The following is a 14,501-nucleotide window of genomic DNA, read 5'->3' on the forward strand; positions in this document are numbered from 1 at the left end:
GTACGTACAAGTGTATAATGAGTTATTATTCGTACATTTTATCGGAAGGTGTTGAGATCAAGTGCTGGAGAACTTGAAGCAGGCAGTCTTGGAAGCAAATTTGGATTTGCCCAAATATCGTCTCGTCACATTTACGTGGGGCAATGTGAGTGGAATTGATCGGGAACAAGGGCTGGTAGTGATTAAGCCGAGCGGTGTTCCTTATGAGGATTTGAAAGCGGAAGATCTCGTTGTCGTTGATCTGGATGGGAACATCGTGGAAGGTAAGCTCAAGCCATCCTCGGATACGCCAACCCATTTGGCCTTATACCGTGCGTTCCCCGCAGTTGGCGGAATTGTCCATACGCATTCCCCTTGGGCGACGAGTTGGGCGCAGGCGGGAAGAGGTATTCCGGCGCTCGGGACAACACATGCGGATTACTTCTACGGCGAAGTGCCGTGCACACGGTTGATGACAGAGGCTGAGATTAAGGGAGCCTATGAACTGGAAACCGGCAATGTTATCATCGAAACCTTCCAAGCATTGGACCCGGCGATGGTTCCGGGCGTTCTGGTCAATTGCCATGCGCCTTTCAGTTGGGGCAAAGATCCGCATAATGCGGTTCACAACGCAGTCGTCCTGGAAGAAGTAGCGAAGATCGCTTACCGCACCTTCACGCTGAATCCAGTGATTGAACCGATGGACCAAACGCTGCTCGATCGTCATTTCCTGAGAAAGCACGGAGCTAACGCTTATTACGGGCAAAAATAATACAAGGGGGCTGTCTCAACAGGTTGCAAACCTGGAGAGCAGCCCCTTTGTTCATATGGTTTGGAGTAATCGAGGAGTTGCCCCAGCTGCCTCGTGCGGAGGTGAGGGAACGTCAAGCCGCAATTGTAGCAAAAAGTGAAGTTATCGCAAGGGTGAAGGAACTACAGTACGCTATTCGAGCCAAATGTGGCATTGTCACGAGGTTGAGGGAACTACAGTGCGCTATTTTGCTGTTTGATGGGGAAATTCAGCGCTTTTCGCGGAAATAAGACCCTGTAGTTCCGCTACCGCCCTCGTATCCCTGCTATCGGCCTAAATAGCGTCTCTGAGTTCCTTTCAAAGGATTTGGCGCTCTTAAGAGGTTCATCTCTATCTCTCAGGGGAGTGGGGTTTGGTAAATTCGCGACTGCAGGAGCCTTCGAATACGCTGAATTCCCAAAGAGAATCTACGATCCTCCTCTAGAGTAAAATTTGCTCATGTGTGTGTGGGGTTAGATAGAGGGTTGGGAGGAGCACTGAGTTGGTGAGAGGTAGAGCAGCTATTTTGTTGGCGATGCGGTAGCACGCCTAGAGCGAGAAAATGTTGAGCCTCTCAAGATCAGTTGGTCTCTGCCAACGAACTGTATGATGCATATTGACGTGAAAATGGCTTCTTTGACGATCTACCGAATTGAATCGACCTCTTGGGGCTGTTCCTTTTGGCGGGAGCGAGCACTTTTTGGTAAGATGGAGAGGTTACTTGAGATGTCGAATGAAGAATAAGAAAGAAGGATGAAGTCCGATGTTTGCCAAATCCAGTTATGAAGGAACAAGGGAACAACAATATACCTTGCTGATTCAGCAAGTCGAAGCATTGATACACGAAGAACCGAATCGCATCGCGAACTTGGCGAATGCTGCAGCGCTGCTGGGCCAGTTTCTGAACGATGTGAACTGGGTCGGATTTTATTTGCTTGATCAGACGCAGGATAAGAACGAACTGGTCTTGGGCCCGTTCCAAGGACTGCCTGCCTGTGTGCGGATTCCGCTGGGCAGAGGTGTTTGCGGGACGTCTGCGGCACGCAGAGAAACCGTATTGGTGCCGGATGTTCACGCATTCCCCGGCCATATCGCTTGTGACGCGGCTTCCCAATCGGAAATTGTGGTGCCTATTCTGCTCGGCGATGAGCTGATCGGTGTTCTGGATATCGATAGCCCGATAATAAACCGCTTCGATACGATCGACCAGCACTACTTGGAGCAGTTTGTTCAAAAGCTCGCAGCTGCTATGTAAGATCATAGTTGGCAGATAAAATATCAGCCATATCTTCCTCCGAACAGAAGCTGCAGCTGGCCAGCAGATTCGTCTGTTTTAAGCGGGTGCTGAGCTGAATCAGGTGACGAATGAGCTGCTGCTCCATGAGAGGATCAGCGATGCTGAACGCGATGCCATATTCATAGAGGGAGGTGTTGAGCGTCATTTTTCGTTTAATAACGCCCAAGATCTTCATTTCTTCATGGAAAAGCAGGAAAGTGAATTCCAGCAGCAAGTTCAAATCTACGGGTAAATTCAAAGGGGTATGAATGCGAATACCCCCTGCGCTAATATCCTTGATCATAATTTTGGATTGCTTCGTATCTGCTGCTTGATTGCGAAACCCGATAATTTTGAATCTAGCAGACAAAGGAATTTGAAGATGCATGCGGAAGCTGGAGCGCTTATTTAAATGTGACATGCAGAGTGCTCCTTGTTGTTTGTAGGTCTGGTTTGTAGGTCTATTATAAAAACTGACCTTTCAACTGCGAACAGTTGAAAGGTCAATTTTGTATGTTGAATCAGGAAACTAAACCATGCTTAAACCACGTTGCAGATAATTGTAGCCAGTAATTTGCGCATGGAACGCGTTCCGACTTTATCCATAATTTTATCGATATGTACTTTGACTGTTTTCTCACTGATGTTGCAATGGTCAGCGATTTCCTTGTTGCTGAGCCCTCTCATGGCAATAAGACCAATGATTTCAGCTTCACGATTCGTGAGCATATGAATGGCTGCGAATTGCATAATGACGGAGTGGGCACCTGTATGTGGAAGGATGCGTATCGAATTTTCTTGGACATGCGGCATACTTGAACGACCTCAATATCTGTATATAAAATGGTAACACTTGTATTCATTGTAACAGAGTTACTTCCTAACCTTATCCAAATGATTTGTCGATTTTGAAAATCTTTGTTAATCCTTGCTTTGAATGACGAGTAAAAGGCCGCTTTCGAGCTCGATAAGTCCCTGGGATTCAACCAGAATATTACTAATGCCCAGCGATTGACCGATTTGAAGCCGGGCTTGATGAAGGGGATATTGAAAGCCATGCAATGTGATGCCAGTCACTTCCAGACTGAGTGGAAGCAGGGATATGTGCGTATAGTTGCCCCGTGTAATGCGGGTGGATTGTTCAATGATTCTGATCTGGTTGTTGGCATCGATGATGGAACAGTCAATGTCTTGCTCCATGCCTTTGCGCAGGAGGTGCACATTGGCTAAGGAATGATCGAAGCGAGTGCCAATCGCGCCGAGCAAGGTGATCTGAGCAGGATGCTGATCCAGTGCCCAATTGAAAGCCATTTCGGTATCGGTTAAATCCTTGAAAACAGGATCACAGTCGATGAAAGTTAGGCTTGAAGAGCGAATAAGGGCGAGCTCACGCTCTGTGACGGAGTCGAAATCTCCCATTGAGATATACGGAGTGTATCCGTGTTGAATTAAATACAAAGCGCCTCGATCCGAGCCGACCAGGATGTCACCGGCTTGGATCTCTCCCAAAGCCCACTCGCCCAGCGTGCCGCCTGTGACAATAATGATGCGTTTACCGTTCATGCTTGTTCCTCCAACGATTCATTTCATCTCCTTAGTATACCATATGGGAACAAAAAACCGAGCTGCATCCCTCGCAGCTCGGTTCTGTGCCTAAGTTCGTGTATCTACGCGTTTGCGCAGCGGATTAAGCTCCGTTTGATCATGATCAATTTCGGCTTCGTCCGCGAAGCCCTGCAATTCCCATGTTGTTCGGCCCAAGACAAGATCGGCTGGGAACTCGTCACCACGCTTCAACGTAACCTCTTGTCCAGCTTCATTGGCATAAATGCCATCGGTCTCAACCGTATCGCCTGTCATAGGATCCATCGTTTTGTCTTTCGACATACCGTATTCCTCCTTTCCTGTTGCTTATCCATACCATTTCCAACGATGGAGGAAATTATGAGTAGAATCATGTAGAATGAGAAAGTCATCCACAGATTTGTCAGATAGAAAGGGAATGAATCGCATGGCGTTATGGGGAACGATTGTCAATGCAATCGCTATTATCATTGGGGGATTATTAGGCATGCTGCTGCCCCGCATTTCTGAAGGCATAAAAAGCACAGTGATGCAGGGCCTGGGGCTCGCAATCACTGTGCTGGGCATAACAATGGCGTTAAAATCGAACCAAATTGTACTCGTCATTATGAGTGTGGTTATTGGTGGCATTATAGGAGAGTTGCTGCGAATTGAATACAGGCTGGGACAACTGGGTGACTGGCTGCAGTCGATAATGCGTAAAGACGGTTCGGCAGCAGACGGTACAGGCAGTATCTCGGAAGGCTTCGTGACGTGTACTTTGATTTATTGCATTGGTGCAATGGCGATTCTAGGACCACTTGACAGCGGGCTTCGCCACAATCATGATATTTTGTACACGAAATCCTTGCTCGACGGCTTCTTGTCCATTATCTTCGCCTCGACCCTTGGGGTCGGCGTGATCTTCTCGGCAGTGTCCGTATTCCTGATGCAAGGCGTCATTGCACTTGGGGCAACATTGATTGCCATGGCATTCAGCCAAGCATCCTTGGATGTGATGATTGTCCAAATCACCGCTGTAGGCGGTATTCTGGTCATTGGCGTCGGGATCAACATCTTACAAATCAAGAAGATCAATGTGGCGAACATGCTCCCCGCGCTTGTAATCGCAGCCATAGCGGTTCCTTTGCAGGAACATTTTACCGGGTGGCTGAACCGATTTTTCTAAACGGCAGAGCCGTTGAATTTGTAGCCAACACCGCGAACCGTGATAATATAACGAGGCTCAGCCGGGTTGGATTCAATTTTTTTGCGTAGATTGCTGATATGCACAATAAGCGTTCGTGGATCGCCCATACTGTCCAAGCTCCATATTAGTTCAAACAAATGTTCAATTTTGTAAACACGATTTGGTGTCTTAGCCATGACAGACAACAGATCGAACTCTTTGGCAGATAGGGAAATGGTTTGACCATTTACCCGGACGATGTGGCTGACCAAATCGATTTCAAGGCCTGGGAATTTCACCAGCTGCGGGTCATCTTTGTGTTGATCTCGAATGGAGTACCGACGTAAATGGGCTTTGACTCTCGCAACCAGTTGACTAGGACTGAAGGGCTTGGTCATGTAGTCATCGCCGCCCATGCTGAGTCCTAGAATAATATCGATGTCCTCGCTTTTGCACGAGATGAACAGGATCGGAGTATTGCTTGTTTTGCGCAGTTGGCGGCATACTTCAATACCATCTAGTCCTGGCAGCAGAATATCCAAAATAATTAGATCCGGCCTGTGTTCTTTCACGATCTCAAAGACATCTTGTCCATTATTGGTGCTTATCACTTTATATCCTTCTCTAGCTAAGTAGAGTTGAATGAGTTGGACAATTTCTTGCTCGTCATCAACGACTAAAATAGTTTCTCCTGCCATACGATAAGTCCTCCTCAGTCACGGAACGGCTCAGTTGGGAAAATGGTGTTCCCATTCCCCCTGGTTACTTTTATTATAGAACGATTCTCCCAAAAATTTCTATCCTTTTATTGTAAAAACGAGAGGTATGATACGGTTTTCGACTAATAATAGGTATTATGGCCTATATGAAAAACCTGATTATTTTTCTTTTTTTACATAAAAACCTATTTTTTTACTTTTTTTGACGAAAAATTTAGCTGATCTTTATGGAAAATTTATGTTCTCGTGCTAAGCTACCAGAGTCTCTATGTATAATCATAAGAGGGGGCGACGAAAGTCATGAGTCATAAGGCTGATTTGGATCTTGCTGCACTTCCATGGTTTCAGAAAGATGCTTGTGTACGTCAATTCATCGAGCAAGCGTGGGACCTGTTTTGCACATTCGATGTTCATGGGAATTTGACTTATGCATCGAAGAGTTTTACGCAGGTGATCGGATTTATTCCTCAGGATTTTGGACAAGTTGTGGATTTTATCGATTCGGAATACCGTATGGATTTATATAAAATGTTTATTAAAACCTTGCAATCCAGCAGCAGCAATAAGCTCGAATTCCGGGCCAAAAGTGCCAAGGAAACCGATATTTGGTTAGACTGCCAGGCGATTCCGATTAGGAACGAGACGGGTGAGTGGGTCGAAATTTCATTCGTACTTAATGATATAACGCTCCGCAAGAAACAGGAGAGCCGACTTGTCGCGATGGCTTTCCACGATACGCTGACAGGCTTGCCTAATCGAAGGTTATTCAAAGATCATCTGCAGCAAATGATTGCCGAAGTGAAAAGGACGAATCGATCGTTTGCTCTTTTATATTTGGATATCGATGATTTTAAGGCTATTAATGATACGATGGGGCACGATGTCGGGGATGCTTTCTTGCAGACGTTCGCTCAGCGAATTCAGGGATGTCTTCGTGAGGTCGATATGTTTGCCCGTATGGGAGGCGATGAGTTTACCATTTTGCTGCCGGCTGTGGATTGCGAAGAGCATGTAGAAAGTGTAGCTCAGCGGATCGTTCAATGCGTGGATCAACCTTGGGAAGTTCTCGATCAGTATTTTAAAGCAACAGTGAGCATGGGGATAACTTTGTACCATAAGGGGATCACGGATTCAGCCAAAATGATGAAGGAAGTTGACATTGCGCTGTATCAAGTAAAAGGAAAAGGTCGCAATCACTATCAATTTTATCATAGCCCGTAATGGCTAATTGACGATCTCAAAGAACCGTTAAGCAGAGAGCTAATCGCTTGCTGCTAGCGGTTTTTTTGCGTTCACCAATATTTACTCCTAGCGCAATTCGTGACTTTCCATGATGATAGAAGGAGCGAAATAGGATAGGAAAAGAGGGATGTGGATGAGAAAATCCAGAAAATCATGGCGCAAAGTCGTGGTTGCTCTGGCAACTGCGGGATTAGTAGCGATGGCTACGACGACTGAAGCTCCTGTGACACAGGCCCAGACAAGTTCAGCTAAAGGCACCTTTGCTATGTCTTATCTTTACTTTGGGGCACCCAATTCGTATACGTCTCAGGTGGATAAAAGCGGTCAAACACTTGATGTCGTTTCGCCGAGCTATTTTCATATCCAAACAGACGGCAGTTTGCAAATCGATGATTCATTCCAAGCGACTTTCGTAACGGATATGCACCAAAGAGGGAAGCGGGTTGTTCCTTTTTTGAGCAATGATTTTGATCAGGTGCTTGGGGAGAAAGCCATTGTTAACCGCGAAACTTTGGTGAATCAAATTGTTCAATTCATCACAACGAATCAACTGGATGGCATTAATATGGACATCGAGAATGTTGGAGCGGAATACCGGGATCAATATACAGATTTGGTTAAAATGCTGCGAGCAAAGCTCCCGAGTTCAGCTGAGGTTTCGGTGGCTGTAGCCGCGAATCCAACAGGCGCAACGACAAGCTGGATTGCTTTATATGATTACACGGCATTGGCTGCCGTTAGCGATTATTTGATGGTGATGGCGTATGATGAAAGCTATCCCGGCGATGCGACACCAGGTCCAGTAGCTAGCTTGCCCTTTGTCGAAAAATCCATTCAATATGCGATTAAGATGGCCCCTGCCGATAAAATTGTGCTGGGTCTGCCATTCTACGGAAGGTACTGGAATCAAGATCCCGCAGCTAATGGCGCGGGTATTTCCTCACAAATGATAAAGAATCTCTTGGACACATATAAAGGAACTGTGCGATATGATGCAGCAAGCCAATCGCCTGTGGCTACATTCTCAATCTCCTCGACAGACGCAGCAATCAGCGCGTATGGCAATAAGCTGGGCCCTGGCGATTACACGGTATGGTATGAGAACGAACAGTCCTTGAAGGAGAAGCTCAAGCTGGTTAGCAAATACCATCTCAAGGGGACAGGCAGCTGGAGTCTGAATCAGGAAACTTCCGATACGTGGGATTATTATAGCCTTTGGTCAGATGGATTTTACTTCACCGACGTGCAGAAGCATTGGGCAAAAGCGGATGTGCTTGCCGCGGCGAACCTTGGTTGGATGCTCGGCGTAGCCGCCGACCGGTTCGCGCCGGACGCGGCGCTCACGCGGGCTGAAGCGGCGACGATTATCGTACGCGCGCTGGGTTTAACGGGCGAGGCGGCTGCAGGCAGCGCCTCGTTCCGTGATGTGCCTGCCACCCACTGGGCGTGGCAGTCGATCCGGCTTGCGAAGCTGAGTGGGCTGATCCAAGGGATCAGCGACGATCGCTTTGCGCCGGATCAGATCATAACGCGGGAGCAGATGAGTGTGCTGCTCTCCCGCGCTTTGGGCTTGACCTCGCAGGCCGGTGGCGGCGCCGCTGCGCAGGTGTTCGCTGACGTGCCGGCTGGCAGCTGGTCGGCGGGGGCCATTGCTGCGATGAGCAGCAATGGCCTTGTCGACGGCTACGCGAACGGCACGTTCCGCCCGAGCGCGTCGCTGACGCGCGGGGAGATGGCGGCGCTGCTCAGCCGCGCCCAACCGCTGCTCGCGAAATGAGCGAAGCCTTCAATCCCACACACGGCTGTGCGGGGATTGAAGGCTTTTTCGCGCTTGCTGCGGCTGTCGCGTGTCGATACCATCAATCGTTGTCTGTTTTGACGAAGGTGGTCTGTTCCTTCGGACCTGGTTTGTCGGTGACGAATTGGCGGATGTTTTTGATGCGGGTTTCTGCGCTGGTGATGCGGTTGCTGCCGATCTGGAACAGGGAGGTTGAAGAAATCCCCAGAATGCGGATGCCCCCGACACGAATGAAGGAGCCTAAGTTATCCACACACATTGTGAATGGCTCTGGCGGCTGCGGGATCGGGAAGGGTCTTTGATAAAAAGGGTAAGCCGCGAAGCTGCCTTCATTCCCATTGAAATAAGGGATTTCGCGCTGCACGGCAAAAACCCGGCTTTGGAGCAGCGTGTTGATATTATCTCCGACATGCAGTGTGCTGCTAGAGGATATGCCGTAGATATCCATCCAGCCAACGATGGATAGTCTAACCATGGTTAGCTCTCCGCTGGAAGCGGGACGAAGGGGGAGATAATGATGGATTCCGGTGGTGTGTCGAACATAGAGGACAAGGAAATGACCTCGGTATCGCCAATCAGAAAGATCGATGAACTGGATACCCCAATGATGCGTACATCGCCCACGAAAAGCTGTTTGTTTTCGACATTCAAATTCAGCATAAGCTTAACCCTCTTTCCTCGGTAAACTGGATATGTAGCTCTCTATGGCACTGACTATGTCTTGTTTGGTGCGGTCGATGATGCTGGTCGTAACAGCCTCCATAGGTTCACTGAATCCCACGCCGCGGTATTGGTTGATATAGTGCTGGACTCGAGTGTCCAGTTGTTTGCGAATATCTTCGATAATGAGGTTTTTGTAATCTTCATCCAGCACATAGCGATACTTATTTTCCAAGTTGTTCATATCGGCCTGAACCCCATGCTGCAAGTATTGTTCAAGTCCGCTCGATATTTCCCGCTGCATGCCATAAGCATCCTCTTGCGGAGTTGCCTGTCTGTGTCCCCGATTTCCTCCTTTATCCGCTCCTTGGCCTTGCCCCTGCATCGGTCCTATACCCGGCCCCGGCCCCTGTCCCTGCATATAGCCAGAGCCAAAGGCATTCTGGTCGGAAGTCATGCCATCGCTTTTCCCCATCTGAGAACCATTGACGGTGAAGTCATCGATATTGTCCAGCGCGCTTGGACTGATGCCGATGGTGAGGGTGCCGTCTAATTTTTCTACTTTAAGCTGATCGAAATTATATTCGATTTTATCGATGTGGACACGTTTTTGATCTTTCAGGGCAGTGAGATCGTCTTGCAGTTTTTTGACATTTTGTTCGAGCTTATCTATGCGTTGTTTCTGCATTTCAATATAGGCGGAGAGCTGCTGGGCCCATTGCTGCCACGTAATAGAGTTATGCATGTATGAAAGGCACCTCCTTCCTAAATCCTGCGGGTCCTAGATTCTTGGGGATCAAGTTGGGGCTGGCAAGGGGACGAGAGACACGGGATTCGTAGGGGATGCGCCCAGTTCTGGTGTTGGTTCAACATAACCGCCTGTGTTATATAAATTGGACAAGGAACGGATCGATCCAGCCGTACCAATCTGCAACACCGAGGAATTGGACACAGAGCTCACCTTTAAATGTTGAATCATGATGGTTTGATGAATGCACCAGTTCATAGAAAATGAACACCTCACTCGATTGGGAATTAGTAGTTAACCGCCGACCTGAGCCGATGCGTCATACAAGCGTGCACTAGATGACAATGCCGCTGGCGTTGGCATCGATAAAGTCGGAATCGTTCGTTATGGTGTTGCTATATGCATTATAGATGCGTGGGAAGTCACCGGTATTAAATGAGCCTGCTCCTGCAAATGTTTTGGAGGAACTGGTGGGTGCAATGATGAAGGAATCGCCGAAGTGGACGACAGAGCTCGGTCCCACACTAATAATTTTGACATTCCCAACGATAGATGGCATAGTCGATCTCCCTCGCTTCAGGCTTATCACTCTTTAAAGTATATGAGGGTATTCGCCTAGAGGTGCCCTGATTTTCCTTAGGGTGTCATTTCCAGACATAGGCACATATACTGCAAGAGAAAACGAGGTGATGGGCTTGAGCGGGTTTAATCGCCATCCTTGGCTGAAGTGGGAACAGGTCGAAAAGTTCCTTGGACAAAAGCTGCCTTTCGGTGAAAATGGGCAGACCTTTCTAGATAATATGACGTGGGTTGAGGGATATGTACAGGACATGCTGAAAAAAGCGATGCCAGGCGCAGAAGCGAGCCTTTCCTCGCATCATCCGGCGGGTACGGAAATCTTTGAGACGCATGAGCACGTCATTATTAAGGTGAAAATTGCCAAAGAGGAAGATCCAAGAGCGCTTCAGGTGTTCGTCAAATCGAATCAAATCAAGCTGACGGGCTTTCTAAGCGACAAAAGTCGAATTCTTAAACTTCCCACTCTTGTGCTTCCAAGAACGGCCAGGGTGAGCTACAAACAGCGTCTGCTGCAGATTAAGGTGCGTAAGCGAGGTTTGAAAGAAAGTTATGTTGAAGCGTATATTAGATATTAGAAAAAGCAGTTCGTTCCTCATCAGAGGGCGGGCTGCTTTTGTTATATCGGTTTCACCAAGGAGGGATCTTGCGATTGTTTTTTGTGTTTTCATTGGATTAATCCAATGAAGTAGAAACACTAGCTAGTTTTAGGTGCATGGTGCCGCAGAGTGAGTAGTTGCGGGGTGCATGGTGTGGTGCACGAAATTAGGAGCTTGGGAAGCAGTCAAGCGAAATGCCGCATTGTCGGCATAGTGAGTAGTGCCGCAGGCGAGAACAGTAACTTGGGATGCAGTCACGTGGAATCGCGCGTTGTCAGATAGGTGGACACTCTCGGACATCAGTGTACAGAGGCTCCCATGTTGGTCAGCACAAAAAAATCCAGTACCACAGGCTGCGGTACTGGATTTTTTATATGCGTTGGGGGCTCTTAGTGTTTATAACACGCGGCGTGCCGTCATGTAACGGGAAGACCAAGTTCCACTGTTGATATTAGTGATGCGCACACCACCTGCGCCATACGTGTGCAGCAAGTTGCCGCCGCCCATGTAGATGGCGACATGGTTAATGACGCCAGGTTTGCCTGGAATGGAGAAGAACACGAGATCGCCAGTGCGCAGGTTGCTTCTGGACACATAGCTGCCTACATGGGACTGCTGCTTGGAAGTCCTAGGCAAGTTCACGCCAATCCGATTAAATACATATTGCGTAAAGGATGAGCAGTCAAATGTTCGGGTTTGACCTGCTTTGGCTCCGAACTGATAAGGTCGTCCTAGGTAGTTTTTACCGATGGAAATGACCTGACTTGCACGAGAAGCTGCCGTAATTGAAGCGGTTGCTGCATCAGCTTGATGAGGAGCACCTGCAATTCCTGCCGAGAGTCCTATAGAAACGGTCAAAGCCGTTATGACTAATTTCTTGTACCATGTTGGTTGATTTTTCATCTGAGTTGCCTCCTTGGGATGTCTTGTTGTTCTATGAGCCCAAGTATAGCAGATGAAAAACCGCCTATTATTTACCTTGCAACCTTCGCTTCCTTGCTGTCACAGGTATTGGCAGGGATTCTGAGAAAATGATGATAATCCCATTATAATCTTTCTATTGACAAGTCTTTGGAAGCTGAATAATGGCTGTAGTCCCTTCGCCCAAGCGGCTTTGAAGCTCAATATGACCGCCATGCTTCTGGACAATGTGCTGGGCAATGGCAAGTCCGAGCCCAACACCGCCTTGTTTGCGATTTCTTGCCTTATCGGTTCGATAAAAGCGATCAAACAGGTGAGGCAACTCGTTTTCTGCGATGCCAATGCCATGATCGATCACCTTGATTTCGACCCATTGGTTCTCCAGCAAGCGGATAGTCAGTTCAACCTGCTCCTGACTGTATTTAAGGGCGTTGTCGATGAAAATGACGAGCAATTGTTTGATTTTATACGGATCTCCCGTCATGGCAAGCTCATTCAGATCCGCAGGGCATGCCACATGAATCTCACGACCAGAAGTCACTTGCAGTGCTGCCGCGGTGTTTCTGGCGATCGGCAGGAGATCGAAGGAGAGGCCTTGTTCACAGTTTTCCCGTTCGGTATCTGTCAGAGAGAGCAGGTTCTGTGTGAGCTGTTTCAGCTGTGCCGACTCAGAGATAATGGCTTCCAGCGCTTCCTCCCGCAGCTTATCATCTTGCAGCGCCCATCTGCGCAGCAGGCTGGCATAGCTTTCGATAATGGTTAATGGTGTGCGCAGTTCGTGAGAAGCGTCAGCAAGGAATTGCTCCTGCTTCTGAAACATATCTTTCAAGCGGTCAATCATCCTGTTGAACGTAGCGCCAAGCATTGTCAATTCGTCATTGGGCCTCTTGGCTGGCAAATCGATATGCCGGAAGGAGCCGCTTTTCTCGATGTTCTGCATCGTGCTGACGAGCTGCTGAAGCGGGCGAAAGAGCACATTCGTATAGAAATAGCCGCCAACAAGAGCTAGAATCAATGCCCCTGTGGACGTTAAAAGTAGAATAGAGATGAGCATATTCGAGTATTCGCCCAGCCTTCGCAAGCTTCTTCCAATTTCTAAAGTGGCGACCTGATGCCCTTCTTTGTAAACCGGCATCCTAATGAAGATGAAAATCCCATCGGTATCTGTCTTAAGGGTGACCGTTTCTTTATTGACATAACCTCCTGCATAGCGCAACAGCTTCGTATCCGAATAAATTTCATGAATGACTTTAGAGTCTGGAGCAATGTATCTCAGCACTTCTTGGGGAATCAGCAGCTCATCCATTTGGGAATTGTCTTGCCAGTACTCCGGGTGGTTGGGCAAATCTTTGAGCAGCAGCGTTTGCGCTTTTTCTTTTAACAAATCAAGCTCGCCCTTGGTGGTAACCCGGATGAACATGTAGTAAACGAATGTAAAGCTGAAGAAGAGGATCAGCATAAGCCCCGCGCTAACCCACAATGTGATTTTCAATTTCAGGCTCATGAGGGTTTGGGCTCGTCTTTGGGGAGAGAGGCACCGGTGTTGTCATCGGCTTCTTTGTCTGTGGCAGAAGGCTCGTATCGCAGCAAATACCCAACACCTCGTATCGTCTGAATCAGCTTAGAGGAGAAGGACTTGTCCACCTTCTGCCGCAGATAACGGATATAGACATCCACGACATTCGTATCCCCTACGAAATCATAGCCCCATACCTCCGAAATGATCTGCTCGCGCGTCATCACTTCATCTTGATGTTGAATCAAGAAGCGCAGAAGATCAAACTCTGTTGGCGTCAGCTCAATCGGCACACCCTCACGGGCGACAGCCCGACTTTTCAAATCCATGGTCAGGTCATCTACTTTCAGCAAATGGGGCTGTTCCGGCGGTTGATCCTGCAGGCTTCGCTGTCTAAGCAAGCTGCGGATGCGCGCCAGCAGCTCAATGGTGGCGAAAGGCTTCGTCACATAGTCATTCGCTCCTTGATCCAGACCGCTTACGCGATCAGGCACGGCGTCGCGCGCCGTCAATAGAATGATCGGCAGCGTTGGATTCACTTGCCGGATGCGGCGGAGAACTTCCAAGCCGCTGAGCTCTGGCAGCATGACGTCGAGCAGGATAAGTTCCCAATCGGATTCAGTCAATGCCGCATTCAGGCCGGAACGTCCATCCGATCTTGTGTGGACTTCATATCCTTCATGCTCCAGTTCCAGTTGGAGGACACGGGCGATGCGTTCTTCATCTTCAATCAGCAATATGCGGCTCATAGTGGGTAGATGTCACTCCTGGCGTGCTGTTTTACCATACTATTTTCAGAACGGAGCAGAAATATCCTTCCTTGCCTGAGATCACCTATGTATTTTTCTCCTAAATCACATGTAGCGTTCATATGCCTAGTCCGCGTTCGTCCTTAGCGACATAAAATAGAATAAAGAAGACAAAA

At 48.2% G+C, this 14,501-nt stretch carries 19 protein-coding genes; 6 read left to right on the top strand and 13 right to left on the bottom strand.

Annotation, left to right across the window (positions count from 1 at the left end):
• Positions 1-61: 61 nt before the first annotated feature.
• Positions 62-751 carry an L-ribulose-5-phosphate 4-epimerase gene (gene araD / locus LOZ80_RS33660; RefSeq protein ID WP_283214720.1) on the top strand — a complete coding sequence of 230 codons (690 nt, stop codon included), beginning with the start codon at positions 62-64 and terminating at the stop codon, positions 749-751.
• Between the two features lie 781 nt (positions 752-1,532).
• Positions 1,533-2,024 carry a GAF domain-containing protein gene (locus tag LOZ80_RS33665; protein WP_238168598.1) on the top strand — a complete coding sequence of 164 codons (492 nt, stop codon included), beginning with the start codon at positions 1,533-1,535 and terminating at the stop codon, positions 2,022-2,024.
• On the opposite strand, the gene LOZ80_RS33670 is transcribed toward LOZ80_RS33665, so the two are convergent.
• The 4 genes from LOZ80_RS33670 to LOZ80_RS33685 all read right to left on the bottom strand — a co-directional run bounded on the left by LOZ80_RS33670 (position 2,017) and on the right by LOZ80_RS33685 (position 3,932).
• Positions 2,017-2,466: a PilZ domain-containing protein gene (locus LOZ80_RS33670; protein WP_238168599.1), complete on the bottom strand. Its 450-nt coding sequence runs from the start codon at positions 2,464-2,466 to the stop codon at positions 2,017-2,019. The two genes, LOZ80_RS33665 and LOZ80_RS33670, sit on opposite strands and share 8 nt — an antisense overlap.
• Positions 2,467-2,585: 119 nt before the next feature.
• Complete coding sequence (locus LOZ80_RS33675) at positions 2,586-2,858, bottom strand: helix-turn-helix domain-containing protein (RefSeq protein WP_238168600.1); 273 nt, start codon at positions 2,856-2,858, stop codon at positions 2,586-2,588.
• Between the two features lie 108 nt (positions 2,859-2,966).
• The gene (locus LOZ80_RS33680; protein WP_238168601.1) at positions 2,967-3,608 is read right to left on the bottom strand and encodes a thiamine diphosphokinase; all 642 of its coding nucleotides are present in this window, start codon (positions 3,606-3,608) and stop codon (positions 2,967-2,969) included.
• A gap of 90 nt (positions 3,609-3,698) precedes the next feature.
• The gene (locus LOZ80_RS33685; protein WP_238168602.1) at positions 3,699-3,932 is read right to left on the bottom strand and encodes a hypothetical protein; all 234 of its coding nucleotides are present in this window, start codon (positions 3,930-3,932) and stop codon (positions 3,699-3,701) included.
• Positions 3,933-4,056: 124 nt separating this feature from the next.
• On the opposite strand from LOZ80_RS33685, the gene LOZ80_RS33690 reads away from it, so the two are divergent.
• Positions 4,057-4,797: a DUF554 domain-containing protein gene (locus tag LOZ80_RS33690; protein WP_238168603.1), complete on the top strand. Its 741-nt coding sequence runs from the start codon at positions 4,057-4,059 to the stop codon at positions 4,795-4,797.
• Here LOZ80_RS33690 and LOZ80_RS33695 read toward each other — a convergent pair.
• Positions 4,794-5,495 carry a response regulator transcription factor gene (locus tag LOZ80_RS33695; protein WP_238168604.1) on the bottom strand — a complete coding sequence of 234 codons (702 nt, stop codon included), beginning with the start codon at positions 5,493-5,495 and terminating at the stop codon, positions 4,794-4,796. The two genes, LOZ80_RS33690 and LOZ80_RS33695, sit on opposite strands and share 4 nt — an antisense overlap.
• A gap of 321 nt (positions 5,496-5,816) precedes the next feature.
• Here LOZ80_RS33695 and LOZ80_RS33700 point away from each other — a divergent pair, with 321 nt between their 5' ends.
• Complete coding sequence (locus LOZ80_RS33700) at positions 5,817-6,737, top strand: GGDEF domain-containing protein (protein ID WP_238168605.1); 921 nt, start codon at positions 5,817-5,819, stop codon at positions 6,735-6,737.
• Between the two features lie 154 nt (positions 6,738-6,891).
• Positions 6,892-8,535 carry a glycosyl hydrolase family 18 protein gene (locus LOZ80_RS33705; protein ID WP_238168606.1) on the top strand — a complete coding sequence of 548 codons (1,644 nt, stop codon included), beginning with the start codon at positions 6,892-6,894 and terminating at the stop codon, positions 8,533-8,535.
• 82 nt (positions 8,536-8,617) lie between these two features.
• Here the strand turns inward: LOZ80_RS33705 and LOZ80_RS33710 are convergent, their stop codons facing one another.
• The 5 genes from LOZ80_RS33710 to LOZ80_RS33730 form a co-directional block, all read right to left on the bottom strand.
• Complete coding sequence (locus LOZ80_RS33710; RefSeq protein ID WP_238168607.1) at positions 8,618-9,031, bottom strand: spore germination protein GerPE; 414 nt, start codon at positions 9,029-9,031, stop codon at positions 8,618-8,620.
• 2 nt (positions 9,032-9,033) lie between these two features.
• Positions 9,034-9,216, bottom strand: coding sequence for a spore gernimation protein GerPD (locus tag LOZ80_RS33715; protein WP_443146993.1), 183 nt, complete (start codon positions 9,214-9,216; stop codon positions 9,034-9,036).
• Between the two features lie 4 nt (positions 9,217-9,220).
• Positions 9,221-9,961 carry a spore germination protein GerPC gene (gerPC, locus tag LOZ80_RS33720; RefSeq protein ID WP_238168608.1) on the bottom strand — a complete coding sequence of 247 codons (741 nt, stop codon included), beginning with the start codon at positions 9,959-9,961 and terminating at the stop codon, positions 9,221-9,223.
• 51 nt (positions 9,962-10,012) lie between these two features.
• The gene (locus LOZ80_RS33725) at positions 10,013-10,222 is read right to left on the bottom strand and encodes a spore germination protein GerPB (RefSeq protein ID WP_238168609.1); all 210 of its coding nucleotides are present in this window, start codon (positions 10,220-10,222) and stop codon (positions 10,013-10,015) included.
• 76 nt (positions 10,223-10,298) lie between these two features.
• Positions 10,299-10,523 carry a spore germination protein gene (locus LOZ80_RS33730; protein WP_238168610.1) on the bottom strand — a complete coding sequence of 75 codons (225 nt, stop codon included), beginning with the start codon at positions 10,521-10,523 and terminating at the stop codon, positions 10,299-10,301.
• A gap of 136 nt (positions 10,524-10,659) precedes the next feature.
• Here LOZ80_RS33730 and LOZ80_RS33735 point away from each other — a divergent pair, with 136 nt between their 5' ends.
• Positions 10,660-11,118 (top strand): Hsp20/alpha crystallin family protein, encoded by a 459-nt coding sequence (locus tag LOZ80_RS33735; RefSeq protein WP_238168611.1) that lies wholly within the window; start codon positions 10,660-10,662, stop codon positions 11,116-11,118.
• A gap of 417 nt (positions 11,119-11,535) precedes the next feature.
• Here LOZ80_RS33735 and LOZ80_RS33740 read toward each other — a convergent pair whose 3' ends face one another.
• The 3 genes from LOZ80_RS33740 to LOZ80_RS33750 all read right to left on the bottom strand — a co-directional run bounded on the left by LOZ80_RS33740 (position 11,536) and on the right by LOZ80_RS33750 (position 14,325).
• Entirely contained in the window at positions 11,536-12,042 is a 507-nt protein-coding gene (locus LOZ80_RS33740; RefSeq protein ID WP_238168612.1) for a C40 family peptidase, read from the bottom strand.
• Positions 12,043-12,196: 154 nt separating this feature from the next.
• Positions 12,197-13,564, bottom strand: a complete 1,368-nt coding sequence (locus tag LOZ80_RS33745) for a sensor histidine kinase (RefSeq protein ID WP_238168613.1) — start codon at positions 13,562-13,564, stop codon at positions 12,197-12,199.
• Positions 13,561-14,325, bottom strand: a complete 765-nt coding sequence (locus LOZ80_RS33750) for a response regulator transcription factor (RefSeq protein WP_238168614.1) — start codon at positions 14,323-14,325, stop codon at positions 13,561-13,563. Before LOZ80_RS33750 ends, LOZ80_RS33745 begins: the two co-directional genes overlap by 4 nt.
• Positions 14,326-14,501 lie beyond the last annotated feature (176 nt).

This window comes from Paenibacillus sp. HWE-109 (assembly GCF_022163125.1).
Classification (GTDB): Bacteria; Bacillota; Bacilli; order Paenibacillales; family NBRC-103111; genus Paenibacillus_E.